This is a genomic window from Bailinhaonella thermotolerans, assembly GCF_003594875.1.
In the GTDB taxonomy this organism is placed as follows: domain Bacteria; phylum Actinomycetota; class Actinomycetes; order Streptosporangiales; family Streptosporangiaceae; genus Bailinhaonella; species Bailinhaonella thermotolerans.
In genome coordinates, this window is sequence record NZ_QZEY01000002.1 from 621,083 (window position 1) to 640,212 (window position 19,130).

The window sequence follows — 19,130 nt, forward strand, 5'->3', positions numbered from 1 at the left end:
GGGTCTGGGCAAGCCTGGGCGCACGCCCGGGCGGAGCCCCGGCCGGCCGCCGGTCGGCTGATCGGCTGATCGGCCGCTGATCGGCTACTGATCGAGGCTGCGCAGGCGTGCGCGAATCTGCTCATTTTCTATCGTTATTCATCATAAAAGCGCAAGCCCGCGCACTGCTGTACGCTGCGTGGTCAGAGGAGGAGACCATGGGACCCCGCGAACGGTGGAACGCCCTGCTGGACCTGCTGGCTCAGCGCGGGAACGTCGAGGTGGACGAGGCCGCGGCCGAGCTCGGCGTGTCGGCGGCGACCATCCGGCGCGACCTGGACCAGCTCGCCCGGCAGCAGATGCTCACCCGCACGCGGGGCGGCGCGGTGGCCGGGGCGGTCTCCTACGACCTGCCGCTGCGGTACAAGGCCGCGCGCCACGCGCCCGAGAAGGAGCGGATCGGCCGGGCCGCCGCCGCGCTGGTCGGCCCGGGGTCGATCGTGGGCATCAACGGGGGCACCACGACCAGCGAGGTCGCGCGGGCCCTGGCGCTGCGGGCCGACGTGCGCGAGGCCGGCGAGGAGCCCGCGTTCACCGTGGTCACCAACGCCGTGAACATCGCCAACGAGCTCGTCGTGCGCCGCCGGGTGAAGATCGTGGTCACGGGAGGGGTCGCGCGGCCCGCCTCCTACGAGCTGATCGGCCCGCTGGCCACCAAGCTGCTGGAGGAGATCGCGCTCGACGACGCGGTGATCGGCGTGAACGGGTTCGACCTGGAGCACGGCGCGACCGCGCACGACGAGGGCGAGGCGAGCATCAACCACGTCATGGCCGCCCGGGCCCGCCGGGTGATCGTCGTCGCGGACTCCTCCAAGCTGGGCCGCCGCGCGTTCTGCCGCATCTGCCCGGCGAGCGCCGTCGACGTCCTGATCACCGACGACGCGGCCCCCAAGGAGCTGACCGACGCGATCGCCGAGACGGGCGTCGAGGTCGTCCGCGTCTGACGGCGGCCCGGACCGGCGCGCCGCCGGAGCCACGCGCGCCACGCACCGCCGGCCCCCGCTGACGCCGTACGCCGGAACCACGCCGGCTCCGCTGACGCCGTACGGCGGAATCACGCTCACGCCGTACGGCGGGGCGGGGCCGTACGGCGGGGCGGGCGGAGGGGGGACGTCAGGGGCGCGGGGCGAGCCGGCCGAGGACGCGGCTGAGAGCGGCCTCAACCTCCTCGGCCAGGCCCGGCGCGACGCCGGCGGTCTCCTGGTCCCGGCGGACCGGGCGGACGTGCCCGCAGTCGCGGCACTCGATCTCGCCCAGCCGGCAGACCAGCGTGGCGGAGTCGCACGCCTCGCAGCGGTCGAGGTCGGCGGTCCAGTCGTGAACCCGCTGGCAGTCCGGGCAGACGAGCACCTGGCTCTCCGCGCGCACGCCCCGCTTCCAGGGGCTCGCGCCCCGGGCCGGGTCGGTCTGCCGGGCCCCGCATCGATAGCAGGGCATGGTGGCCTCCGTCGTGTTCCTCGCCATGCCGGCGGCCCGGTGCCGCCGGCCCACTACGACAGCTCCGCGAGCACCGTGAGGTACTCCCCGGCGTCGCGCGCGGACGGGATCGGGTTCACGACCGCCCAGCGCACCACGCCGTCGCAGGCGATGACGAAGGTGCCGCGCAGGGCGACCCCCTTCTCGTCATCGAACACACCGTACGATGCCGCGACCTCACCGTGTGGCCAGAAGTCCGAGAGCATCGGGAATTCGTAGCCCTCGCGATCCGCCCACGCCCGGTGGGCGAAGACGGAGTCCACGGACACGGTGAGCAGGCGCGCGCCCGCGGCGGTGAAGCGGGGCAGGGCGTCGCGGAGTTCGGACAGCTCCGCCGCGCACACCCCGGAGAACGCCAGGGGGTAGAAGACGAGCACGACCGGCGTGCCCCCGGCCAGCACCGACGACAGCCGGACCGGTGCGCCGTGCTGGTCGGGGAGCTCGAAGTCGGGGGCGACGTCGCCCGCGCCGACCGCCATGCCGCGCTCCCTTCCCCGCTCCCGCCCGCTGCCCCGGCGCCGCGGCCCCCTGCCGGGCCCGCGCGCGAGCGAGAGCCTATCGCGGGCCGCCGCCCCCCGGGCCGGCGGCCCGCCGTGTCGGGGGGAAGGGCTCACCTCGCGCGGGAGCGCGTGGCTCGCGGCGGCCTAGCGGCGGCCCGCCTTGGGCGCGACGAGACGGGTGCCCGACCAGTCGCGGGCCGCACTGATGCTCGTTGTCTGGGAAAGCCCGGCGGTGGCGGCGTCCTCTCCGATGTCGCTCGGCTCGACGTGGCCGTCGCGGCCCGCCTTCGGAGTCAGCAGCCAGATGCTCCCGCCTCCGGCGATCGAGCTGAGCGCGCCGATGAGCGCGTCCACGAGGTCGCCGTCCTCGTCGCGCCACCACAGCAGCACGACGTCGGCGACGTCGTCGTAGTCCTCATCGACGAGTTCGTTGCCGGTCAGCGTTTCGATGGACTCGCGCAGTTCGTCGTCGACGTCCTCGTCCCAGCCGATCTCCTGCACCACCTGACCCGGCTTGAGGCCGAGCCTCTCGGCCAGGCCGCGCTCGCCCTGCGCCTGACCCGCGGTCGCGCTCACGTAGATCCCTCCTGCTCGACTGCCCCGATGCGGTCGCCCCGCCATGGGGCTTTGGTCGGACAGTCCACACGCTGATACCCGTGGTCGTCAACGGTCGCCACGGACTCTGACAGTCACATCACTGTCGCGGTTTCCCGTTATTCCGACAAAAACGACAAACGCACACGACGTTCAGGGTTGTCGACATTGAGGTCGACGAGGGCCACCGACTGCCACGTGCCCAGCGCGAGACGCCCTCCGAGCACGGGGACCGTGGCGTAGGGCGGGATCAGCGCGGGCATGACGTGGGACCGCCCGTGCCCGCGCGAACCGTGCCGGTGCGCCCAGCGGTCGTCGGCCGGGAGCAGGTCGCCCAGCGCGCTGAGGAGGTCCTCGTCGCTGCCCGCCCCGAGTTCCAGGATCGCGATGCCGGCGGTGGCGTGCGGCACGAACACGTGCAGCAGGCCATCACCTCCGCACTCGGCCGCGAACCGCTCGCACTCCCCGGTGAGGTCCAGGACCCGCTCGCGCGAGCCGGTCGTCACCTCGATCTCCTTTGATCGCACACCGTCATCCTACGGACACGCGAAAGCGCCCTCGCCCGCCCCCGCCCGCCGTACGCCCGCCGCGGGGGCGTCCTCGCCCGGGGGTACGGCGGGCACGGGCATGACCGGTCCGTACGGGCCATGCCCGGCGGTCCCGCCGCACGCCCCTCCCCCGGCGAGCCGCAGGCGGGGAGGGGCGGGCGGCGGGCGCTCAACGGCGGGCGCTCAGCGGCGCTCGCGCTGGGACGGGACGACGACGGCGTCGGGGCCCGGGAACACCAGGCCGGTGTGCCCGTCCTCGAAGCGGACCACGTAGGGCGGGGCGCCCGCCGGACCTCGGACCTCGATGATCTCGCCGTGACGATCCCTCTCGCCCACGGTCGCGCCGTGGACCAGGAGCCGGTCTCCCACTGCCGCGCGCATGATCAGCCCCTTCCGCGGTCTTCTCTCGGCCTGTTCTCCGCTCTCCGCTTTGCGGATGTTTTCCACACTGATACGGCTTAGGTCCGAGGAGAAGCGGTTACCCATGAGTAGAGTCGCGGTTTCGGCGTGGACGAGCCACGATGGGAGATGACCCCATACTTAAGGACTAGACCACATAGTCAGACTCGGAAGGCGAAACCCTGTGGCTTCCGGACGCCAGCGTTTTTCGATCATCAGCGACGGGCTACCCAGCCAACTGCCTGATGTCGACCCCAGCGAGACCCAAGAGTGGCTGGAGTCGCTCGACACCGTCGTGAAGACGGAGGGCCGCACCCGCGCCCGCTACCTCATGCTCCGCCTGCTGGAGAGGGCGCGCGAGCACCAGGTCGGCGTTCCCGGCCTCCGCAGCACCGACTACATCAACACGATCCCGCCGGAGCGGGAGCCCTGGTTCCCGGGCGACGAGTACGTCGAGCGGAGGATCCGCGCCTACATCCGCTGGAACGCCGCGGTCATGGTGACCCGCGCCAACGCCCGGACCAACGTCGGCGGCCACATCGCCACCTACGCCTCCGCCGCGTCGCTCTACGAGGTGGGCTTCAACCACTTCTTCCGGGGCAAGGACCACGGCGAGTCGGGCGACCAGGTGTTCATCCAGGGGCACGCCGCCCCGGGCGTCTACGCCCGCGCCTTCCTCGAGGGCCGCCTGCCCGAGTCGGCGCTCGACGGGTTCCGCCAGGAGCTGTCGCATCCCGGCGGCGGCCTGCCCTCCTACCCGCACCCGCGGCTCATGCCCGACTTCTGGGAGTTCCCGACCGTGTCGATGGGCCTCGGCCCGATCGGCGCGATCTACCAGGCGCGGTTCAACCGCTACCTGCTCAACCGGAAGATCAAGGACACCTCGCGCTCGCACGTGTGGTGCTTCCTGGGCGACGGCGAGATGGACGAGCCCGAGTCCCTCGGCGCGATCGGCATCGCCGCGCGCGAGGAGCTCGACAACCTCACCTTCGTCATCAACTGCAACCTGCAGCGGCTCGACGGCCCGGTGCGCGGCAACGGCAAGATCATCCAGGAGCTGGAGTCGTTCTTCCGCGGCGCCGGCTGGAACGTCATCAAGGTCGTCTGGGGCCGCGACTGGGACCCGCTCCTGGCCGCCGACGTGGACGGCGTGCTCGTCAACAAGATGAACACCACGCCCGACGGGCAGTTCCAGACCTACTCGGTCGAGTCGGGCTCCTACATCCGCGAGCACTTCTTCGGCGACGACCCGCGCCTGCGCAAGATGGTCGAGCACCTGTCCGACGACGACATCCGCAAGCTGTCGCGCGGCGGTCACGACTACCGCAAGGTCTACGCCGCGTTCAAGGCGGCGCGTGAGCACGTCGGGCAGCCGACGGTCATCCTCGCCCACACCATCAAGGGCTGGACCCTGGGCAAGGACTTCGAGGCGCGCAACGCGACGCACCAGATGAAGAAGATGACCAAGGCCGAGCTGAAGGAGTTCCGCGACCGGCTCTACCTGCCGATCCCGGACTCCGCGCTCGACGCCGAGCTCCCGCCGTACTTCCACCCGGGCGAGGACCACGAGGAGATCCACTACATGAAGGAGCGCCGGGCGGCGCTCGGCGGCTACCTGCCCAAGCGGGTGGAGCGCGCCAAGCCGCTCAAGCTCCCCGGCGACAAGGTCTACGCCGAGCTGAAGAAGGGCTCGGGCAAGCAGAACGTCGCGACCACGATGGCGTTCGTGCGCCTGCTCAAGGACCTCATGAAGGACAAGGAGATCGGCGCCCGGTTCGTGCCGATCATCCCCGACGAGGCCCGCACCTTCGGCATGGACGCCATGTTCCCGACGGCGAAGATCTACTCGCCGCACGGGCAGACGTACGAGGCCGTGGACCGCAACCTGCTGCTGTCGTACAAGGAGGCCGCCGAGGGGCAGATGCTCCACGAGGGCATCAGCGAGGCCGGCTCGATGGCCTCCACGATCGCCGCGGGCTCGGCCTACGCCACGCACGGCGAGCACATGATCCCGGTCTACGTGTTCTACTCGATGTTCGGGTTCCAGCGCACGGCCGACCAGATGTGGCAGATGGGCGACCAGATGTCGCGCGGCTTCCTGCTGGGCGCCACCGCCGGCCGCACCACGCTCAACGGCGAGGGCCTGCAGCACGAGGACGGCCACACGCCGCTGATCGCCTCGACCAACCCGGCCTGCGTGTCGTACGACCCGGCGTGGGCGTTCGAGATCAGCCACATCGTGCAGGACGGCCTGCGGAGGATGTACGGCGAGCAGCCGGAGAACGTCTTCTACTACCTGACCGTCTACAACGAGCCGTATCCCCAGCCGGCCGAGCCCGAGGGCCTGGACCCGCGGGGCGTCCTCAAGGGCCTGTACAAGTTCGCCCCGGCCCCGGCCGTCGAGGGCGCGAACGAGCGGCCCAGGGCGCAGATCCTGGCCTCGGGCGTGGCCGGGCGCTGGGCGCTGGAGGCGCAGCGCCTGCTGGCCGAGGACTGGGGCGTGGACGCCGACGTGTGGTCGGCCACCTCCTGGACCGAGCTGCGCCGCGACGCGCTCGACTGCGAGGAGTGGAACCTGCTCCACCCCGAGGAGGAGCGCCGGGTGCCCTACGTCACCCAGGTCCTCGAGGGCCAGCCGGGCCCGGTCGTGGGCGTGAGCGACTACATGCGGGCCGTGCCCGACCAGATCGCGCGGTGGGTGCCGGGCGACTGGTCCTCGCTGGGCACCGACGGGTTCGGCCTGTCGGACACCCGCTCGGCGCTGCGCCGCCACTTCCACGTGGACGCCGCCTCGATCACCCTGGCCGTGCTGACCGAGCTGGCCCGCCGGGGCGAGATCAAGCACGAGGTGCTGCAGAAGGCGATCGAGCGCTACCACCTGCGCAACGGCGTCACCGAGGTGGTCACCCAGACCACCCCGGAGAGCAACGAGACCCAGTCGATGGGCTTCTGACCCGTCCCCGCGTCTGGCCCGACGGCCGGCCCCTCCCCCGGGGCCGGCCGTCCGCCGTTCCCGCCCGTGCCCGGTACGCCCCGCCTCCGGCACGGCCACCGCCCGCGCCGCGGCAGGGCGGGGCTAAGGCCGTACGGCGGGGCTCAGGCCGTACGGCGGGGGCTCAGGGGCTCGGGCCGTACTGCGGGGGCGGACCGGCGTGGGACGGTCCGCGGGGAGGGGCCGCGCGGGGTCAGGGCCTGGGGGCGTAGACGCCGAAGAGGTTGTCGGAGGGGTCGGTGAGGTAGGCGAAGTCGGGGCCGGAGGGGCCGCCGACCGCCTTCTTGAGCACCTTGCCGCCGAGCCGTTCGACCTGGGCGCAGGTCTCCTCCACGTCGCGGACGACGATGGAGAACACGCCGTGGTTGGGCAGCTGGCCGCCGGTGCCGAACACGCCGCCCCGGGGCTCGCCGCTGCCGGGGTAGGTGATGATCCGGTAGTCCATGGGCAGCTCGGGGTCCTTCTCGAACGACCAGCCGAACAGCTCGCCGAAGAACTTCTGCGCCCCGTCCGGGTCGTCGCTGGCGATCTCGAACCAGGCGACGGTGTTGAAGGCGGGCGTGGTCATGTTCCCTCCGGGGATGGTCAAAGGTGTCGGGTGCGGGCCGCCGGACGACCCGTGCCCTCACCCTCTCGCCCCCTCGCGACAACCCCCTGTCGGTGTTTTCCCGGCGATCTCAGATTCCCCGCCGGCCCCCGGGCCCCCGGCGGTACCGCGCTCCCCGGACGCTCCGGGCTCCCCGGGCGGCCGGATCTCCCCGGACGCCCGGGCCGCCGGTCACGGCGCGCTCACTCCCCCGCGAACCGCAGGCCCTTCTCCGCCAGGGCCTCCCGGAGCCGCCGCAGCGCCTTGGGCCCGACCCCGTGGATCCGCAGCAGTTCCCGGGGGTCGGCCCCCGCCAGCTCCTCGAAGCGCGTGTACCCGGCGGCGATCAGCGCGCCCCGCGCGGGCGCCCCCATCCCGTCCGGCCACGCGCCCTCCTCCGCCACGTCGTTCCCGCCCATGTCCTCCTCCTTCGAGTCGAGGCCCATCCTCCGACACATGTACGGCGCGACGCCCCCGAACTCATCGCCCCGCGCGCCGGGACGGCTCCGCGTCCCGGCCCGTTGTCACGGGGCGCGGGGCGGGCCATCATCGGGGGATCTGCCGTTCCCTGGGGCGGAGACGGGTCTCCGCCGCGTGTCCGGTGAGGAGGGGCGATGGGCGACCCGGCCGGGCTCACGGCGCTCCCGCACGCTCCCTGGTGGGCCGTGCTCGCGTCCGCCCTCCTGGCGCTGGCGGCGTTCGTCAACCACGTCCGCTTCCGGCGCTCCGGGCCGGACGGCCCCTCGTCCCGTCGCCCCTGCACAGCGGGGATCCCCGCCCCGCGTCGCGATCTGCACTCCGCGCAACTGCCCGGGGGCGTCATGTTCGCGATCTGGGCCGTCTTCCTGGCCTACACCCACGTCTCGGGGCACGTCCTGCTCGACGCGCTCATGCTGCTCGCCGCGCTCGCCTCCCTCTGGCCGGGCGCGCTCGCGGCCAAGCGCCTCCACCACCCCCCGGACCCGCCCGGGCCCGCACGCCCCGGTGAGAAGGCCCGCCACCCCACGGACGGCTGAGGACGCCGGGGCCCGCACGGGCCCCCGCCCCGACGGCGACGAACCCCACCCCGCCCACCAGGCGCGCCTCCCCTCTCAACCAGGCGGGAAACGCCCACCCGGACCGGCGGTAGGCGACGCCCGACCACCCACCCCAGGACACGAACGAGCACCAGCCGCCTGGCGTTCGAGCGTGACCTGACCGGCGGGCGGGAACGGCCCGGCCAGCAACGGACGACCGCTTGGAACGGTCCCGGCACAGGAGGCGGACGGGCACCGGACCGCCCGGGCGGGCAGCGGGCGTGGGCGGGCGGCGCGTGGCTCCCGCGCGTGAGGTCGCCGCTCATCCCCGGCTCCTCGCCGGAGCGTCCGGCTGCTCCGATCACGGGGTCCGGCGGCCCGGCGGACAGGTCGGCGGCGCACCGGCCGGGCGAGAGGCGGCGGGCGGGGCGGTCAGTCGAACGCGTTGGCGCCCACGACGCTGGGCGGGAGGTCGGAGCGGAAGCCGCGGGCCGGGTGGTCGGGGGCGGTCTCGCCCGTGGGGTGGGCGGAGATGACGCGGTCGAGCCGGAACGCGCGGCTGTCGCGGCGCAGGCGGCACCAGGCCACGAGGTACCAGCGGCCGGCGGCTCCGCCGAGGAGGACCACCGGCTCCACCACGCGGCGCGTCAGGGCGCCGGCCGCGTCGCCGTACTCGATCCGCAGGACGCGGCGGTGGATGACGGCGTCCTCGACCACGCGGAGCACCGGGTTGGGGGCCCGCTCCTCCGGGGGCTTCACGACGGCCACGCGCCCGGCCATGTCACGGGCCATGTCGCGGCCGGACCGGGGCATGGCGGCGAGCAGTTTGCGCAGCGCGCTGCGGGCCTCGGCGACGAACGGCGTGCGCTCGGCGCTCAGGGCCACGGCGACCGCCACGGCCTCCTCGGGCGTGAAGTTGACCGGCGGCAGGGCCATCGAGCGGTCGAGGGCGTATCCCCCGCGCCGGCCCGGGCTGGCGTAGATGGGCACGCCGGCCTGCTGCAGCGCGGACAGGTCGCGCTCGATCGTGCGCACGCTCACCTCGTGGCGCGCGGCGAGCTCCCGCGCCGTGCGCGCCCGCGGCGCGATGGCGCGCAGCTCCTCCACGATCGCGTAGAGCCGGTCCGTGCGGTTCACCCCGTCACGCTAACCCCCGCCACCGACATTTCCCGCGCCCCCGCCGGTGACCGTTCCGTACGGCGTGACGCCCGCGCGAGCCGTACGGCCGCGGGGCCGCACGCCGGCGCGGGCGCGGGAGGGGCGGGAGGTCCGGGGCGGGAGGTCCGGGGCGGGAGGTCCGGGGCGGGAGGTCCGGGGCGGGAGGTCCGGGGCGGGAGGTTCGGGGCGCGGTCAGTGGTGGGAGAGGTACTCATGGCGGCGGCGGAGCATCACGGCGAGCATGAGCGGGAACATCGCGACGTGGGAGATCATCATCAGGCCGTGCGGGTCGATCACGCCCAGCCACAGCAGGGGGAACAGCGGCACGGCGGGCGCGAACATCGCCGCGCACATCTCCAGCGTGCTCGCCCAGCCGTGGCGGCGGAAGCGCATCCAGGCGGCCATGCCGACCGACATGTCGAAGGCCATGACCAGGTAGGCCGGCTCGGGGTCGCGCGTGTAGGAGGGGCTCAGCCCGGCCAGGTCCAGCAGGAGGCCGAGCAGGAGCATGCCCGCGAACATCGCGATGATCATCTCGACGTAGTGGAGGGCGAAGCGGAACCAGCCGCTCTTCGTGGGGATCGCGTTCATGGGACGAGCGTGCCGTCCGGCGCGGGCCCGGGCGAGGGGCGGCGCCCGTCCTGTCCGGAACCTTGGGATGGCGGTCCTTCGCACGTACGATCGGCGCATGGGCGAGCGGCGCGTGGTTGTGGTCGGGTACGAGGCGGCGGAGCTGCTGGAGATCGCCTCCGTCACCTCGACGCTGATCGCCGCCAACTTCCACTCCCGGCGGCCGGAGTACGCCGTGAGCCTGGCCACGCCGGGCGGGCGGCCGATCACCACCGCCAGCGGGCTCGTGCTCCAGGCGCAGGAGACCCTCGAACAGGTCGTCGGCCCGCTGGACACCCTCGTCGTGGCCGGCGGGATCGGGCACCTGGACGCGGTGTCCAACCGGCTGCTGATCGCGCACGTGCGGCGGCTGGCCCGGGAGAGCCGCCGGGTCGCGTCGGTGTGCACCGGGGCGGAGATCCTGGCCACGGCCGGGCTGCTGGACGGGCGGCGGGCCACGACCCACTGGCAGTGGGCCTCCACCCTGGCCTTCAACCACCCGCGCGTGGCCGTGGACCCGGCGCCGATCTTCATCCGCGACGGGAACGTCTCCACCTCGGCCGGGGTGACGAGCGCGCTGGACCTCACGCTGGCGTTCGTCGAGGAGGACCTGGGCCCCGAGCTGGCCCGGGCGGTCGCCCGCGTGCTGGTGACCTACCTGCAGCGGCCGGGCAACCAGGCGCAGATGAGCATGTTCACCGACGCTCCGCCGCCCGCCGACACGCTGGTCCGGCGGATCGTGGACCACGTCGCGGCCAACCTGCGCGAGGACCTGTCGGCGGCCGCGCTGGCCGCCTCCGCCGGGGTGAGCGAGCGGCACCTGACCCGGCTGTTCCTCAAGCACCTCGGGGAGTCCCCGGGCCGTTACGTGCGGCGGGCGCGGGTCGAGGCGGCCGCCAACCTGCTGGCGACGACCTCGCTGCCGATGTCGGCCATCGCGGCCCGCTGCGGACTGGGCACGGCCGAGACCCTGCGCCAGGCCTTCACCGACCGGTACGGCGTCGCCCCCTCGCACTACCGCCGCACCCAGTCCGCCCAGGCCAGCGCCTGAGCCTCAGTCGCGCGGGACCGGCGGGCGCAGGGACCGCCGCCAGGCCGCCGCCTCGCCCGCCGTGCGCAGGCGCACGACGGTCAGGTGCGGGTGCCGCCGGACGCGCTCGGCGACGGAGAGGCGCTTGCGCGCATGGCCGGACCAGGCCCAGCGGATCGGGTGCTCGGGGCCGAGCCAGTCCCGCCAGCGCTCGCGGTTGCCGTTCCACAGCTCGCGCCGGGTCAGCGCGCGCCACAGCGAGCGGCGCACCACCCTGGCCATGACCGTGCGGCGGGGCAGGTCGAGCCAGATCACGGTGTCCGCGCGGGACCAGAGGAGGTCGCCGAGCGAGGAGTACTGCGCCTCGGTCACCCAGCGCGGGCCCCGGCTGAACTCCTCGACCTCGGCCTCGAACTCCGGCCGCTTCACCCAGCCGGGCCCGTGGTGCAGGGCGTCCAGCTCGTACCGGGGCAGGCCGCACCGTTCCGCCACCGCCCGCGCCATCGTCGTCTTCCCCGATCCGGAGATGCCCGCGACCAGCACCCGTTCCACCCGGGCCTCCCTCCCCTAGCCATGATCGTACGGCTCCCGCCCGCCGCGCCGCCTATTTCGTCACTTTGACGACAAATTTCCGTCACTCTGACGAAAAGCGGCTCCGGGGGCGCATGATGGAAGCATGCGGCGCACACTCCGGCGGATCGGCCGCGACATCCGCGACCGCCGCAACATCGACGCTTACGTGATCACGCTGGCCGCGCTCGTCTTCGCCGTCCTGTCGGTCGTCGGGGGCCTCCTGACCGACGAACTGCGCTGGGGGATCGCGCTCTCCGCGCTGAGCCTGCTCGTCTACCGGATCACGATCCCGGACCACGCGGTGGTCACCGGGCTGGACCACGTCCTCGCCGACCGCTCGGCGTTCGTGGACCGGCCCCTCAACGAACGCCTCGCCCGCTGCCGGGAGCTGTGGCTCTTCGCGCCGTCGGGCATCAACTTCCTCTCCCCCGAGAACTGCGAGGCGCTGCGCACGGCCGCGCTGTCGCGTCCCGACGGGGCGGTGCGCGTCGTGATCCTGGACCCGCACGCCAAGCCGGCGGTGGACATCGCCGCCCGGCAGCTCGACGACTCCCTCGACTTCCCCCTCCAGCGCCTGAGGCCGGCGATCCACGCGGTCGTCCAGCAACTGGAGCTGATGCGGGACTGGGACCTGCCGGGCTCCTTCCAGTACCGCTTCATGCAGTACAACCCGGGCTTCAGCCTCGTGGCGATCGACCCGGCGGAGAAGCACGGCGTGGTGATCGTGGAGTTCCACGGCTACCACAACGAGTCCAACTCCTCCCGCATGCACCTGGAGATCACCCGCGAGGACAGCGCCCGCTGGTACGCCTACTGGACCGACCAGTTCGACCGCATCTGGCGCGCCGCCCGCCCCCAGACCCCCGCCCGCGCCTCCTGACCCGCCGCTCCCCGGCCCGCCGGAGCCGCCGTCCGGCCGCCGGGGCGGCGGACCACGTGGCCGGTCCCCTCCCGGCCGCGATCGGCGGTGGCCCTCTCGTCAGGGCCGGGACCCCGTCCGCGCGGGGCGGGATGCGCGCGGGCGCGGGGCGTCAGGGGCGGGGCGGCGTCGCTGGGGCGCAGGGGGACGTAGCGTTGCGGGAGTGAGTGGTCCTTCCGCCGGGCGGGCGCCGCTGGGGGCGTTCGTGGTGACGCTGGCGCCGTACGACCTCGGGGCGGCGGGCGCGGGCGTGCACCGCGGGCTGCCCTCGTCCACGTTGTCGATCATGATCCCGGAGGAGGACCCGGTCCAGGTCGCGTGGGCGGGGCGGAGCGGGCCGGCCGGGCGGATGCGGGCCGTGGTGGCGGGGCTCCATCTGGGGGCGGCGGAGCTGCGGCAGGAGGGGCCGGCGCGGGGCGTGTGGGTGCGGCTGACCCCGCTCGGCGCCCGGGCGCTGCTGGGGGTCCCCGCGTCGGAGCCGGCCGGGCGGGCCGCCGAGCTCGCCGACGTCGTGCCGGAGCTCGCGGATCTGCCGGAACGGCTGGCCGCCCGCCCCCACGGGGCGCGCCGGGAGGTCCTGGAGGACGCCCTGCTCGCCGGACTGGCCAGGCACGGGGAGCGGGCCGCGCGGTCTCCGGTGGGGGCCGCGCTGGCGGCGCTGCGCCGGGCCGGGCGGGTGGAGGAGGCGGCGCGGCTCCTCGGGTGCTCCCGGCGGCACCTGGGCGCCGTCGTGCGGAGCGAGCTCGGGGTGACGCCGAAGGAGTACCAGCGGCTCGTCCGCTTCGAGGCCGCCCGGGGCCGGCTCGTGGCCGCCGCCCGCGCCGGGGAGGCCGGCCTGGCGGCGGTGGCCGCCGCGTCCGGGTTCGCCGACCAGGCGCATCTGTCGCGGGAGTGGCGGGCCATGGCGGGGTGCACGCCGACCGAGTGGCTGCGCGCCGAGGGCCCGGCGGTGCTGGGCGGCCGACCGGCAGTGCTGGGCCGCCGACCGGCAGTGCTGGGCCGCTGACCGGCAGGCGGGCGCGGGTCCCGGCCCGCCGCCGCGCACCCGTCCCCCGGCCTGGGCCGTTCCCAGATGTTCAAGACCCCGGCCCCGCGCGGCTCCCACGATGGTGCGCATGAACGAACCATCCGCACCGGCCGCGGGCGTGCCCGAGAGCCCCGGCACGCCGGTGACCGTCTCCCCTCGTCTCGTCGTGCCCGACCCCGGCCGCGCCTCGGCGTTCTACCGGGACGCCCTCGGGACCGAGGAGGCATTCCGCTCGCCTCCGGGGGACGATGGGCGGCCCAGCGTCGTCGTCCATCTGCTCGGGGGCTCGTCCTTCCGGGTCTCGCCGGCCGTCCCGTCGTGGGGGTGGCTCTCCCCGGACGACCTCGGCGGCTCCGCGGTCCTCCTCGAGATCGAGACCGGCGACCCGGACGCCGTCGGCGAGCGCATGACCGCCCACGGCGCCGAGGTGGTCGTGCCGATCGAGAACCGGCCCTACGGCCTGCGGTCGGGCCGCCTCCGCGACCCGTTCGGCCACCTGTGGATCATCACCGGCCCGCCGCGCTGACCCGGGCCCCCGCCGTACCACTGCCGCGCGCCCGCCCCGCCCGCCCCGCCCGCCGGGGCCGGGCGGGGCGGGCGGGGCGTTCAGGGGGACAGGTCGTGGCGGAGGTGGCGGGCCGTGTGGGAGGTGGGATGGGAGAGGAGGCCGGCCGGGGTGCCCTGGAAGAGGATCTCGCCTCCCTTCGCGCCGCCCTCCGGGCCGAGGTCGATGATCCAGTCGGCGTGGCGGACGACGTCGAGGTCGTGCTCGACGACGACCACCGTGTTGCCCTCGTCCACGAGGCGGTCGAGGGTGGTGAGGAGGCGGGTCACGTCGGACATGTGCAGGCCCGTCGTGGGTTCGTCCAGGAGGTAGACCCGGGCGGACCTGTGGAGCTCGGTGGCGAGCTTGACCCGCTGGCACTCGCCGCCGGACAGGGTGCTGAGCGGCTGGCCGAGGGTGATGTAGTCCAGGCCGACCTCGGTCAGGGCGCGCAGGACCGGGTGCAGCCGCTTCTCGGGGAAGAAGTCCGCCGCCTCGGCCGCGGTCATCTCCAGCACGTCGGCGATCGTGCGGCCGCGCAGGGTGTGGGCGAGGACGTCCGGCTTGAAGCGGCGGCCCGCGCACACCTCGCACACGGTCTTGAGGCCGTCCATGAACGCGAGGTCGGTGTAGATCACCCCGAGGCCCTGGCACTCCGGGCACGCCCCCGTGGAGTTGGTGCTGAACAGGGAGGGGCTGACGCCGTTGGCGCGGGCGAAGAGCCTGCGGATCTCGTCGAGCAGGCCGGTGTAGGTGGCGATGTTGGAGCGGCGGGACGTGCTCACGGCGGACTGGTCGATGACGATCGTGTCCGGGTGCCGGCCGAGGAAGACCCCGGTCAGGGTGCTCTTGCCGGCCCCCGCCACGCCGGTGATCACGGTGAGCACGCCGGTGGGGACGTCCACGGTGAGGTGCTTGAGGTTGTGCGCCGACGCGTCCTCGACGCGCAGGGCGCCCGTGGGCCGCCGCACCGCGGTCTTGAGGGGGCGGCGCAGGCGCAGGCAGCGGCCGGTGAGGGTGTCCGCCCGCCGCAGGCCCTCGACCGCGCCCTGGAAGACGACGTGCCCGCCGCCGGAGCCGGCCTGCGGGCCCAGGTCCACCACGTGGTCGGCGCAGGCGATCACGTCGGGATCGTGCTCCACCACCAGGACCGTGTTGCCCTTGTCGCGCAGCTTGACCAGCAGCTCGGTCATCCGGTGCACGTCCCGGGGGTGCAGCCCGACGCTGGGCTCGTCGAAGACGTACATCATGTCCGTCAGCGAGCTGCTGAGGTGGCGCACCATCTTGACCCGCTGCGACTCGCCGCCGGAGAGGGTGGTCGTCTCGCGGTCGAGGCTGAGATAGCCCAGCCCGATCGCCACCAGGTCCGACAGCCGGTCCCGCAGGCTCGCGACGACCGGGGCGACGGACGGCTCGGTGACCCCGCCCAGCACCGCGACCAGGCGCTCGGCCTCCATCGCGGCCATCTCGGCGATGTTGAGGCCGTTCACGCGGGACTCCAGCGCGGCCGGGTTCAGCCGGGCGCCGCCGCACGCCTCGCAGGTGACGGACTTGGTGAAGCGGCGCACGACCTCCTGGTTGCGCTCGGACATCTCGCTGACGTCGCGCTTGATGTAGAGCCGGGTGAACTTCTCCACGACCCCTTCGTACTTGGCGTTGATCGTGCCGCCCTGCCAGGTCAGGGGGACCTTGGCGTCCGCGCCGTACAGCAGCGCGCGCCACTCCTCGGGGCTGTAGTCGGCGAGCCTCTTGTCCAGGTCGAAGAACCCGGACAGGGCGTAGACGCCCCAGTGCATGCCGCCGACGGCGAAGCCGGGGTGCAGCAGGGCGCCCTCGTTGAGCGACCTGGACCGGTCGAGGAACCGGTCCAGGTCCACGGTGACCACGCGCCCGAGGCCCTCGCACTCCGGGCACATGCCCTGCGGGTCGTTGAAGGAGAACGCGTTGGAGTAGCCGGCGTGCGGCCGCCCCGCGCGGGAGAAGAGCAGCCGCAGCAGGGCGTAGAGGTCGGTGATCGTGCCCACCGTGGACCGGGAGTTGCCGCCGAGGCGCCGCTGGTCCACGATGATCGCCGCCGACAGGTTCTCGATCAGGTCCACGTCGGGCCTGCCGTATCGCGGGAGGTAGTTCCGGGCGAAGGCGGTGAACGTCTCGTTGAGCTGCCGCTGCGCCTCCGCCGCGATCGTGTCGAAGACCAGCGAGGACTTCCCGGAGCCGGAGACGCCGGTGAACACGGTGATCTGGCGCTTGGGGACGCGCAGGGAGACGTTCTTGAGGTTGTTCTCCCGCGCCCCCGCCACCTCGATCCACTCCGTCACGGCGGGCTCCCCGAGGGCGGGTTCCGCGAAGCTGGGACGCACTCCGTCTCCTCTAGCGGCTCAGGCGGCGGTAGCGCCGCACGGACAGGGGGAAGAACAGGGCGACCATCAGGACCGGCCAGACCACCGCCATGAGCAGGGAGTGCTGCGCCATCCACGAGTCGCCGCCCCAGCCCGGGTTGCCGAACAGCTCCCGGATCGCGGTGACGGTCGCCGACATGGGGTTCCACTCCACGACGGTGCCCAGCCAGCCGGGCATGGTCTCGGGCGGGGCGAACACGTTGGACAGGAAGCCCACCGGCCAGACGAGGATCTGCAGCGCCATCACCGACTCGGGGCTGCGCAGCACCAGGCCGAGGTGGATGCCCACCCACAGCATGGCCAGGCGCAGCAGCAGGAGCAGCCCGAACGCCGCGAACGCCGGCCCGATGCCGCGGTGCCAGCCCCAGCCCATGGCGAGCCCGGCCAGGACGAGCGCGGCCAGCGTGAGCGCCGCGTTGATCATGTCGGCCACGCACCGCCCGACCACGACCGCCGAGCCGGCCATCGGCATCGAGCGGAACCGGTCGGTGACCCCGCGCGAGACGTCCGTGCTGACCGCGGTGAACGTGGCCTCGATGCCGAACATCATCGACAGCGCCAGCACGCCGGGCACCAGGAACTCCCGGTAGTCGCCCCCGCCGGGCACCTTCATCGCCCCGCCGAAGAGGTATCCGAACATGAGCAGGATCATGATCGGGAACAGCAGTCCCACGATGAGCTGCACCGGGTGGTTGGCCCAGTGGACCAGATCGCGGCGGGTGATGGTCCACCCGTCCGCCACCGCCCACTTCAGCCGGGATCCCGGCAGCGCTTCAAGCCGCGTGGTCATACCCTGGCCTCCTTCTCGTCGCTTCCCCCGGGCGCGCCCCGCCCGGCCGTACGGCCGCCGCCCGCCGGCGCCGCGCCCGCCACGCCGGTCGCGCCGCCCCTGGCGGCCTTGCCGGCGGCGTGGCCGGTCAGCGCCAGGAACACCTCGTCGAGCGTCGGGCGGCGCAGCTCGACGTCCTCCACCTCGACGCCCTCGGCGTCCAGGGTCCGCAGCAGCTCCGACAGCGCCGTGATCCGGTCCCGCACCGGGGCCCCGGCCGTCCGGGTCTCCGGATCGACGTCGGGCCCGGCCCCGGCGACCCGGGCGAGCGCCGCCGCCGCGGCGGGCAGGTCGGCGGCCCGCCGCACGACCACGTCGACCCGGTCGGCGCCGACGCGGGACTTGAGCTCCGCCGGGGTGCCCCGGGCGACGACCTTCCCGTCGTCGATCACCGACACGTCGTCGGCCAGCCGGTCGGCCTCCTCGAGGTACTGAGTGGTCAGCAGCACGGTCGCGCCGCCCTGCCGCAGCTCGGTGACCGCCTCCCACACCTCGTTGCGGCTGCGCGGGTCGAGGCCGGTGGTCGGCTCGTCCAGGAACAGCACGCGCGGGGCCAGGATCAGCCCGGCGGCCAGGTCGAGGCGGCGGCGCATGCCGCCGGAGTACTGCGAGACGGGCTTGCGGCCGGTGTCGGCCAGCCGGAACCGCTCCAGCAGCTCGCCCGCCCGCGCCCGCGCCGCCCGCGCGCCCAGGTGGTAGAGCCGGCCGAACATCTCGAGGTTCTGCCGGCCGCTGAGCTGCTCGTCCACGGCCGCGTGCTGGCCGACCAGGCCGATGACGCGGCGGACCTCGGCGGCCTGCCGTACGACGTCGAGCCCGGCGACCCGGGCGGTGCCGCCGTCGGGGCGCAGCAGCGTGGACAGGACGCGGACGGCCGTGGTCTTGCCCGCGCCGTTGGGGCCGAGGACGCCGTGCACCGTGCCCGCGCGCACGGCCAGGTCGCACCCGTCCAGAGCGGTCTTGTCGCCGTAGCGCTTGCGCAGGCCCTCGGTGAGGACCGCCAAGTCGGTCGAGGCCATCACTTCCACCCCTACTCTCTACACCGTATTGTCTACACCGTATGGAGAAGACTTGAGAGAGAATAGCCTACGCTGTAGAGAGTTCAAGACCTGGAGCTGAAATCGTGACCAACGAGCAGAGGGCGAGCGGCGACCCCCGCCGCCTCATGGAGTTGCTGTGGGGGCTGGAGAGCCGGCCCCGGCGGGGCCCGAAGCCCCGTTTCACCTTGGAGGACGTGATCGGCGCGGCGATCGGGATCGCCGACGGCGAGGGGCTGGAGGCGCTGTCGATGCGGCGCGTGGCCGAGCGGCTGGGGGTGACGGCGATGTCGCTCTACGGCTACGTCCCGGGCAAGGCCGAGCTGATCGACCTCATGGTGGACCGGGCGATAGGCGAGGCCGAGATGCCCGACGACGTGCCCGGGGGCTGGCGCGCCCGCCTGGAGCAGGTCGCCCGCGCCAGCCGGGCCGTCTACGTGCGGCACCCGTGGCTGCTCCAGGCCGTCACCGCCCGGTCGGTGCTCGGGCCCAACATCATCGGCAAGTACGACCACGAGCTGCGGGCCATCGCCGACACCGGCCTCGGCCCGATCGAGATGGACCTCGTGGTCACGATGATCTCCGACTACGTGCACGGGTCGGCGCGCTCCGCGGTCGAGGCGGCGCAGGCGGCGCAGCGCACCGGCAAGACCGACGAGGAGTGGTGGGAGGAGTACGAACCCCTCCTGAAGGTCGTCTTCGACGCCGAGCGCTTCCCGCACGCCGCCGTCGTCGGGCAGGCCGCGGGTCAGGAGTACGGCTCGGGCGACCCCGACCGCTCCTTCGAGTTCGGCCTGCGGCTCATCCTCGACGGGATCGAGGCGCTCGTCGAGCGCGCGACCTGAGCCGGGCCCC

The 19,130-nt window shown here is 73.7% G+C and carries 21 protein-coding genes; 8 read left to right on the plus strand and 13 right to left on the minus strand.

Annotated features, from left to right (window positions below):
* Positions 1–197: 197 nt before the first annotated feature.
* Complete coding sequence (locus D5H75_RS07915) at positions 198–983, plus strand: DeoR/GlpR family DNA-binding transcription regulator (protein WP_119925659.1); 786 nt, start codon at positions 198–200, stop codon at positions 981–983.
* A 169-nt stretch (positions 984–1,152) separates the two neighbouring features.
* Here the strand turns inward: D5H75_RS07915 and D5H75_RS07920 are convergent, their stop codons facing one another.
* The 5 genes from D5H75_RS07920 to D5H75_RS07940 all read right to left on the minus strand — a co-directional run bounded on the left by D5H75_RS07920 (position 1,153) and on the right by D5H75_RS07940 (position 3,538).
* Positions 1,153–1,476 (minus strand): hypothetical protein, encoded by a 324-nt coding sequence (locus D5H75_RS07920; RefSeq protein WP_119925959.1) that lies wholly within the window; start codon positions 1,474–1,476, stop codon positions 1,153–1,155.
* A gap of 53 nt (positions 1,477–1,529) precedes the next feature.
* Positions 1,530–1,994, minus strand: a complete 465-nt coding sequence (locus D5H75_RS07925) for a peroxiredoxin (protein ID WP_119925660.1) — start codon at positions 1,992–1,994, stop codon at positions 1,530–1,532.
* A 165-nt stretch (positions 1,995–2,159) separates the two neighbouring features.
* Positions 2,160–2,591: a DUF3052 domain-containing protein gene (locus tag D5H75_RS07930; RefSeq protein ID WP_119925661.1), complete on the minus strand. Its 432-nt coding sequence runs from the start codon at positions 2,589–2,591 to the stop codon at positions 2,160–2,162.
* Between the two features lie 137 nt (positions 2,592–2,728).
* A complete protein-coding gene (locus tag D5H75_RS07935) occupies positions 2,729–3,136 on the minus strand; it encodes a secondary thiamine-phosphate synthase enzyme YjbQ (RefSeq protein WP_119925662.1) in 408 nt (135 codons plus the stop codon).
* A gap of 204 nt (positions 3,137–3,340) precedes the next feature.
* On the minus strand, positions 3,341–3,538 hold the full coding sequence (locus tag D5H75_RS07940; protein ID WP_119925663.1) for a DUF1918 domain-containing protein: 198 nt from the start codon (positions 3,536–3,538) through the stop codon (positions 3,341–3,343).
* Positions 3,539–3,740: 202 nt separating this feature from the next.
* Between D5H75_RS07940 and aceE the strand changes: the two genes are divergently transcribed.
* Positions 3,741–6,509, plus strand: a complete 2,769-nt coding sequence (gene aceE / locus D5H75_RS07945) for a pyruvate dehydrogenase (acetyl-transferring), homodimeric type (protein ID WP_119925664.1) — start codon at positions 3,741–3,743, stop codon at positions 6,507–6,509.
* A gap of 232 nt (positions 6,510–6,741) precedes the next feature.
* On the opposite strand, the gene D5H75_RS07950 is transcribed toward aceE, so the two are convergent.
* Positions 6,742–7,116, minus strand: a complete 375-nt coding sequence (locus D5H75_RS07950; RefSeq protein ID WP_119925665.1) for a VOC family protein — start codon at positions 7,114–7,116, stop codon at positions 6,742–6,744.
* 221 nt (positions 7,117–7,337) lie between these two features.
* Complete coding sequence (locus tag D5H75_RS07955) at positions 7,338–7,553, minus strand: helix-hairpin-helix domain-containing protein (protein ID WP_119925960.1); 216 nt, start codon at positions 7,551–7,553, stop codon at positions 7,338–7,340.
* A 195-nt stretch (positions 7,554–7,748) separates the two neighbouring features.
* On the opposite strand from D5H75_RS07955, the gene D5H75_RS07960 reads away from it, so the two are divergent.
* Positions 7,749–8,150 (plus strand): hypothetical protein, encoded by a 402-nt coding sequence (locus D5H75_RS07960; RefSeq protein WP_119925666.1) that lies wholly within the window; start codon positions 7,749–7,751, stop codon positions 8,148–8,150.
* Between the two features lie 432 nt (positions 8,151–8,582).
* Here D5H75_RS07960 and D5H75_RS07965 read toward each other — a convergent pair whose 3' ends face one another.
* Together D5H75_RS07965 and D5H75_RS07970 are read right to left on the minus strand one after the other, a co-directional pair.
* The gene (locus D5H75_RS07965; RefSeq protein ID WP_119925667.1) at positions 8,583–9,287 is read right to left on the minus strand and encodes a helix-turn-helix transcriptional regulator; all 705 of its coding nucleotides are present in this window, start codon (positions 9,285–9,287) and stop codon (positions 8,583–8,585) included.
* Positions 9,288–9,500: 213 nt separating this feature from the next.
* Positions 9,501–9,899 (minus strand): hypothetical protein, encoded by a 399-nt coding sequence (locus D5H75_RS07970; protein ID WP_119925668.1) that lies wholly within the window; start codon positions 9,897–9,899, stop codon positions 9,501–9,503.
* A gap of 97 nt (positions 9,900–9,996) precedes the next feature.
* On the opposite strand from D5H75_RS07970, the gene D5H75_RS07975 reads away from it, so the two are divergent.
* Positions 9,997–10,968 (plus strand): GlxA family transcriptional regulator, encoded by a 972-nt coding sequence (locus D5H75_RS07975; RefSeq protein WP_119925669.1) that lies wholly within the window; start codon positions 9,997–9,999, stop codon positions 10,966–10,968.
* A gap of 3 nt (positions 10,969–10,971) precedes the next feature.
* Here D5H75_RS07975 and D5H75_RS07980 read toward each other — a convergent pair whose 3' ends face one another.
* Positions 10,972–11,499: an AAA family ATPase gene (locus D5H75_RS07980; RefSeq protein ID WP_119925670.1), complete on the minus strand. Its 528-nt coding sequence runs from the start codon at positions 11,497–11,499 to the stop codon at positions 10,972–10,974.
* Between the two features lie 124 nt (positions 11,500–11,623).
* Between D5H75_RS07980 and D5H75_RS07985 the strand changes: the two genes are divergently transcribed.
* The 3 genes from D5H75_RS07985 (at position 11,624) to D5H75_RS07995 (ending at position 13,992) form a co-directional block, all read left to right on the plus strand.
* Positions 11,624–12,400, plus strand: coding sequence for a hypothetical protein (locus D5H75_RS07985; RefSeq protein WP_119925671.1), 777 nt, complete (start codon positions 11,624–11,626; stop codon positions 12,398–12,400).
* 202 nt (positions 12,401–12,602) lie between these two features.
* The gene (locus D5H75_RS07990) at positions 12,603–13,445 is read left to right on the plus strand and encodes a helix-turn-helix domain-containing protein (protein ID WP_242454051.1); all 843 of its coding nucleotides are present in this window, start codon (positions 12,603–12,605) and stop codon (positions 13,443–13,445) included.
* A gap of 109 nt (positions 13,446–13,554) precedes the next feature.
* The gene (locus tag D5H75_RS07995) at positions 13,555–13,992 is read left to right on the plus strand and encodes a VOC family protein (protein ID WP_119925672.1); all 438 of its coding nucleotides are present in this window, start codon (positions 13,555–13,557) and stop codon (positions 13,990–13,992) included.
* Between the two features lie 80 nt (positions 13,993–14,072).
* On the opposite strand, the gene D5H75_RS08000 is transcribed toward D5H75_RS07995, so the two are convergent.
* The 3 genes from D5H75_RS08000 to D5H75_RS08010 are packed head-to-tail and all read right to left on the minus strand — an operon-like array spanning position 14,073 to position 18,257.
* Positions 14,073–16,370, minus strand: a complete 2,298-nt coding sequence (locus D5H75_RS08000) for an ATP-binding cassette domain-containing protein (RefSeq protein WP_242454052.1) — start codon at positions 16,368–16,370, stop codon at positions 14,073–14,075.
* A gap of 10 nt (positions 16,371–16,380) precedes the next feature.
* Positions 16,381–17,199, minus strand: coding sequence for an ABC transporter permease (locus D5H75_RS08005; protein ID WP_119925673.1), 819 nt, complete (start codon positions 17,197–17,199; stop codon positions 16,381–16,383).
* Positions 17,196–18,257, minus strand: coding sequence for an ATP-binding cassette domain-containing protein (locus D5H75_RS08010; protein WP_119925674.1), 1,062 nt, complete (start codon positions 18,255–18,257; stop codon positions 17,196–17,198). Before D5H75_RS08010 ends, D5H75_RS08005 begins: the two co-directional genes overlap by 4 nt.
* A gap of 104 nt (positions 18,258–18,361) precedes the next feature.
* Between D5H75_RS08010 and D5H75_RS08015 the strand changes: the two genes are divergently transcribed.
* Entirely contained in the window at positions 18,362–19,120 is a 759-nt protein-coding gene (locus tag D5H75_RS08015; RefSeq protein ID WP_242454053.1) for a TetR/AcrR family transcriptional regulator, read from the plus strand.
* Positions 19,121–19,130: the final 10 nt, after the last annotated feature.

What these genes read in the sequence shown, in the direction of transcription:
- D5H75_RS07915 (WP_119925659.1), top strand. Translation starts at nt 198, where the DNA reads ATGGGACCCCGCGAACGGTGGAACGCCCTGCTGGACCTGCTGGCTCAG.
- D5H75_RS07920 (WP_119925959.1), bottom strand. Translation starts at nt 1,476, where the DNA reads ATGCCCTGCTATCGATGCGGGGCCCGGCAGACCGACCCGGCCCGGGGC.
- D5H75_RS07925 (WP_119925660.1), bottom strand. Translation starts at nt 1,994, where the DNA reads ATGGCGGTCGGCGCGGGCGACGTCGCCCCCGACTTCGAGCTCCCCGAC.
- D5H75_RS07940 (WP_119925663.1), bottom strand. Translation starts at nt 3,538, where the DNA reads ATGCGCGCGGCAGTGGGAGACCGGCTCCTGGTCCACGGCGCGACCGTG.
- D5H75_RS07950 (WP_119925665.1), bottom strand. Translation starts at nt 7,116, where the DNA reads ATGACCACGCCCGCCTTCAACACCGTCGCCTGGTTCGAGATCGCCAGC.
- D5H75_RS07955 (WP_119925960.1), bottom strand. Translation starts at nt 7,553, where the DNA reads ATGGGCGGGAACGACGTGGCGGAGGAGGGCGCGTGGCCGGACGGGATG.
- D5H75_RS07960 (WP_119925666.1), top strand. Translation starts at nt 7,749, where the DNA reads ATGGGCGACCCGGCCGGGCTCACGGCGCTCCCGCACGCTCCCTGGTGG.
- D5H75_RS07970 (WP_119925668.1), bottom strand. Translation starts at nt 9,899, where the DNA reads ATGAACGCGATCCCCACGAAGAGCGGCTGGTTCCGCTTCGCCCTCCAC.
- D5H75_RS07975 (WP_119925669.1), top strand. Translation starts at nt 9,997, where the DNA reads ATGGGCGAGCGGCGCGTGGTTGTGGTCGGGTACGAGGCGGCGGAGCTG.
- D5H75_RS07985 (WP_119925671.1), top strand. Translation starts at nt 11,624, where the DNA reads ATGCGGCGCACACTCCGGCGGATCGGCCGCGACATCCGCGACCGCCGC.
- D5H75_RS07995 (WP_119925672.1), top strand. Translation starts at nt 13,555, where the DNA reads ATGAACGAACCATCCGCACCGGCCGCGGGCGTGCCCGAGAGCCCCGGC.
- D5H75_RS08005 (WP_119925673.1), bottom strand. Translation starts at nt 17,199, where the DNA reads ATGACCACGCGGCTTGAAGCGCTGCCGGGATCCCGGCTGAAGTGGGCG.
- D5H75_RS08010 (WP_119925674.1), bottom strand. Translation starts at nt 18,257, where the DNA reads ATGGCCTCGACCGACTTGGCGGTCCTCACCGAGGGCCTGCGCAAGCGC.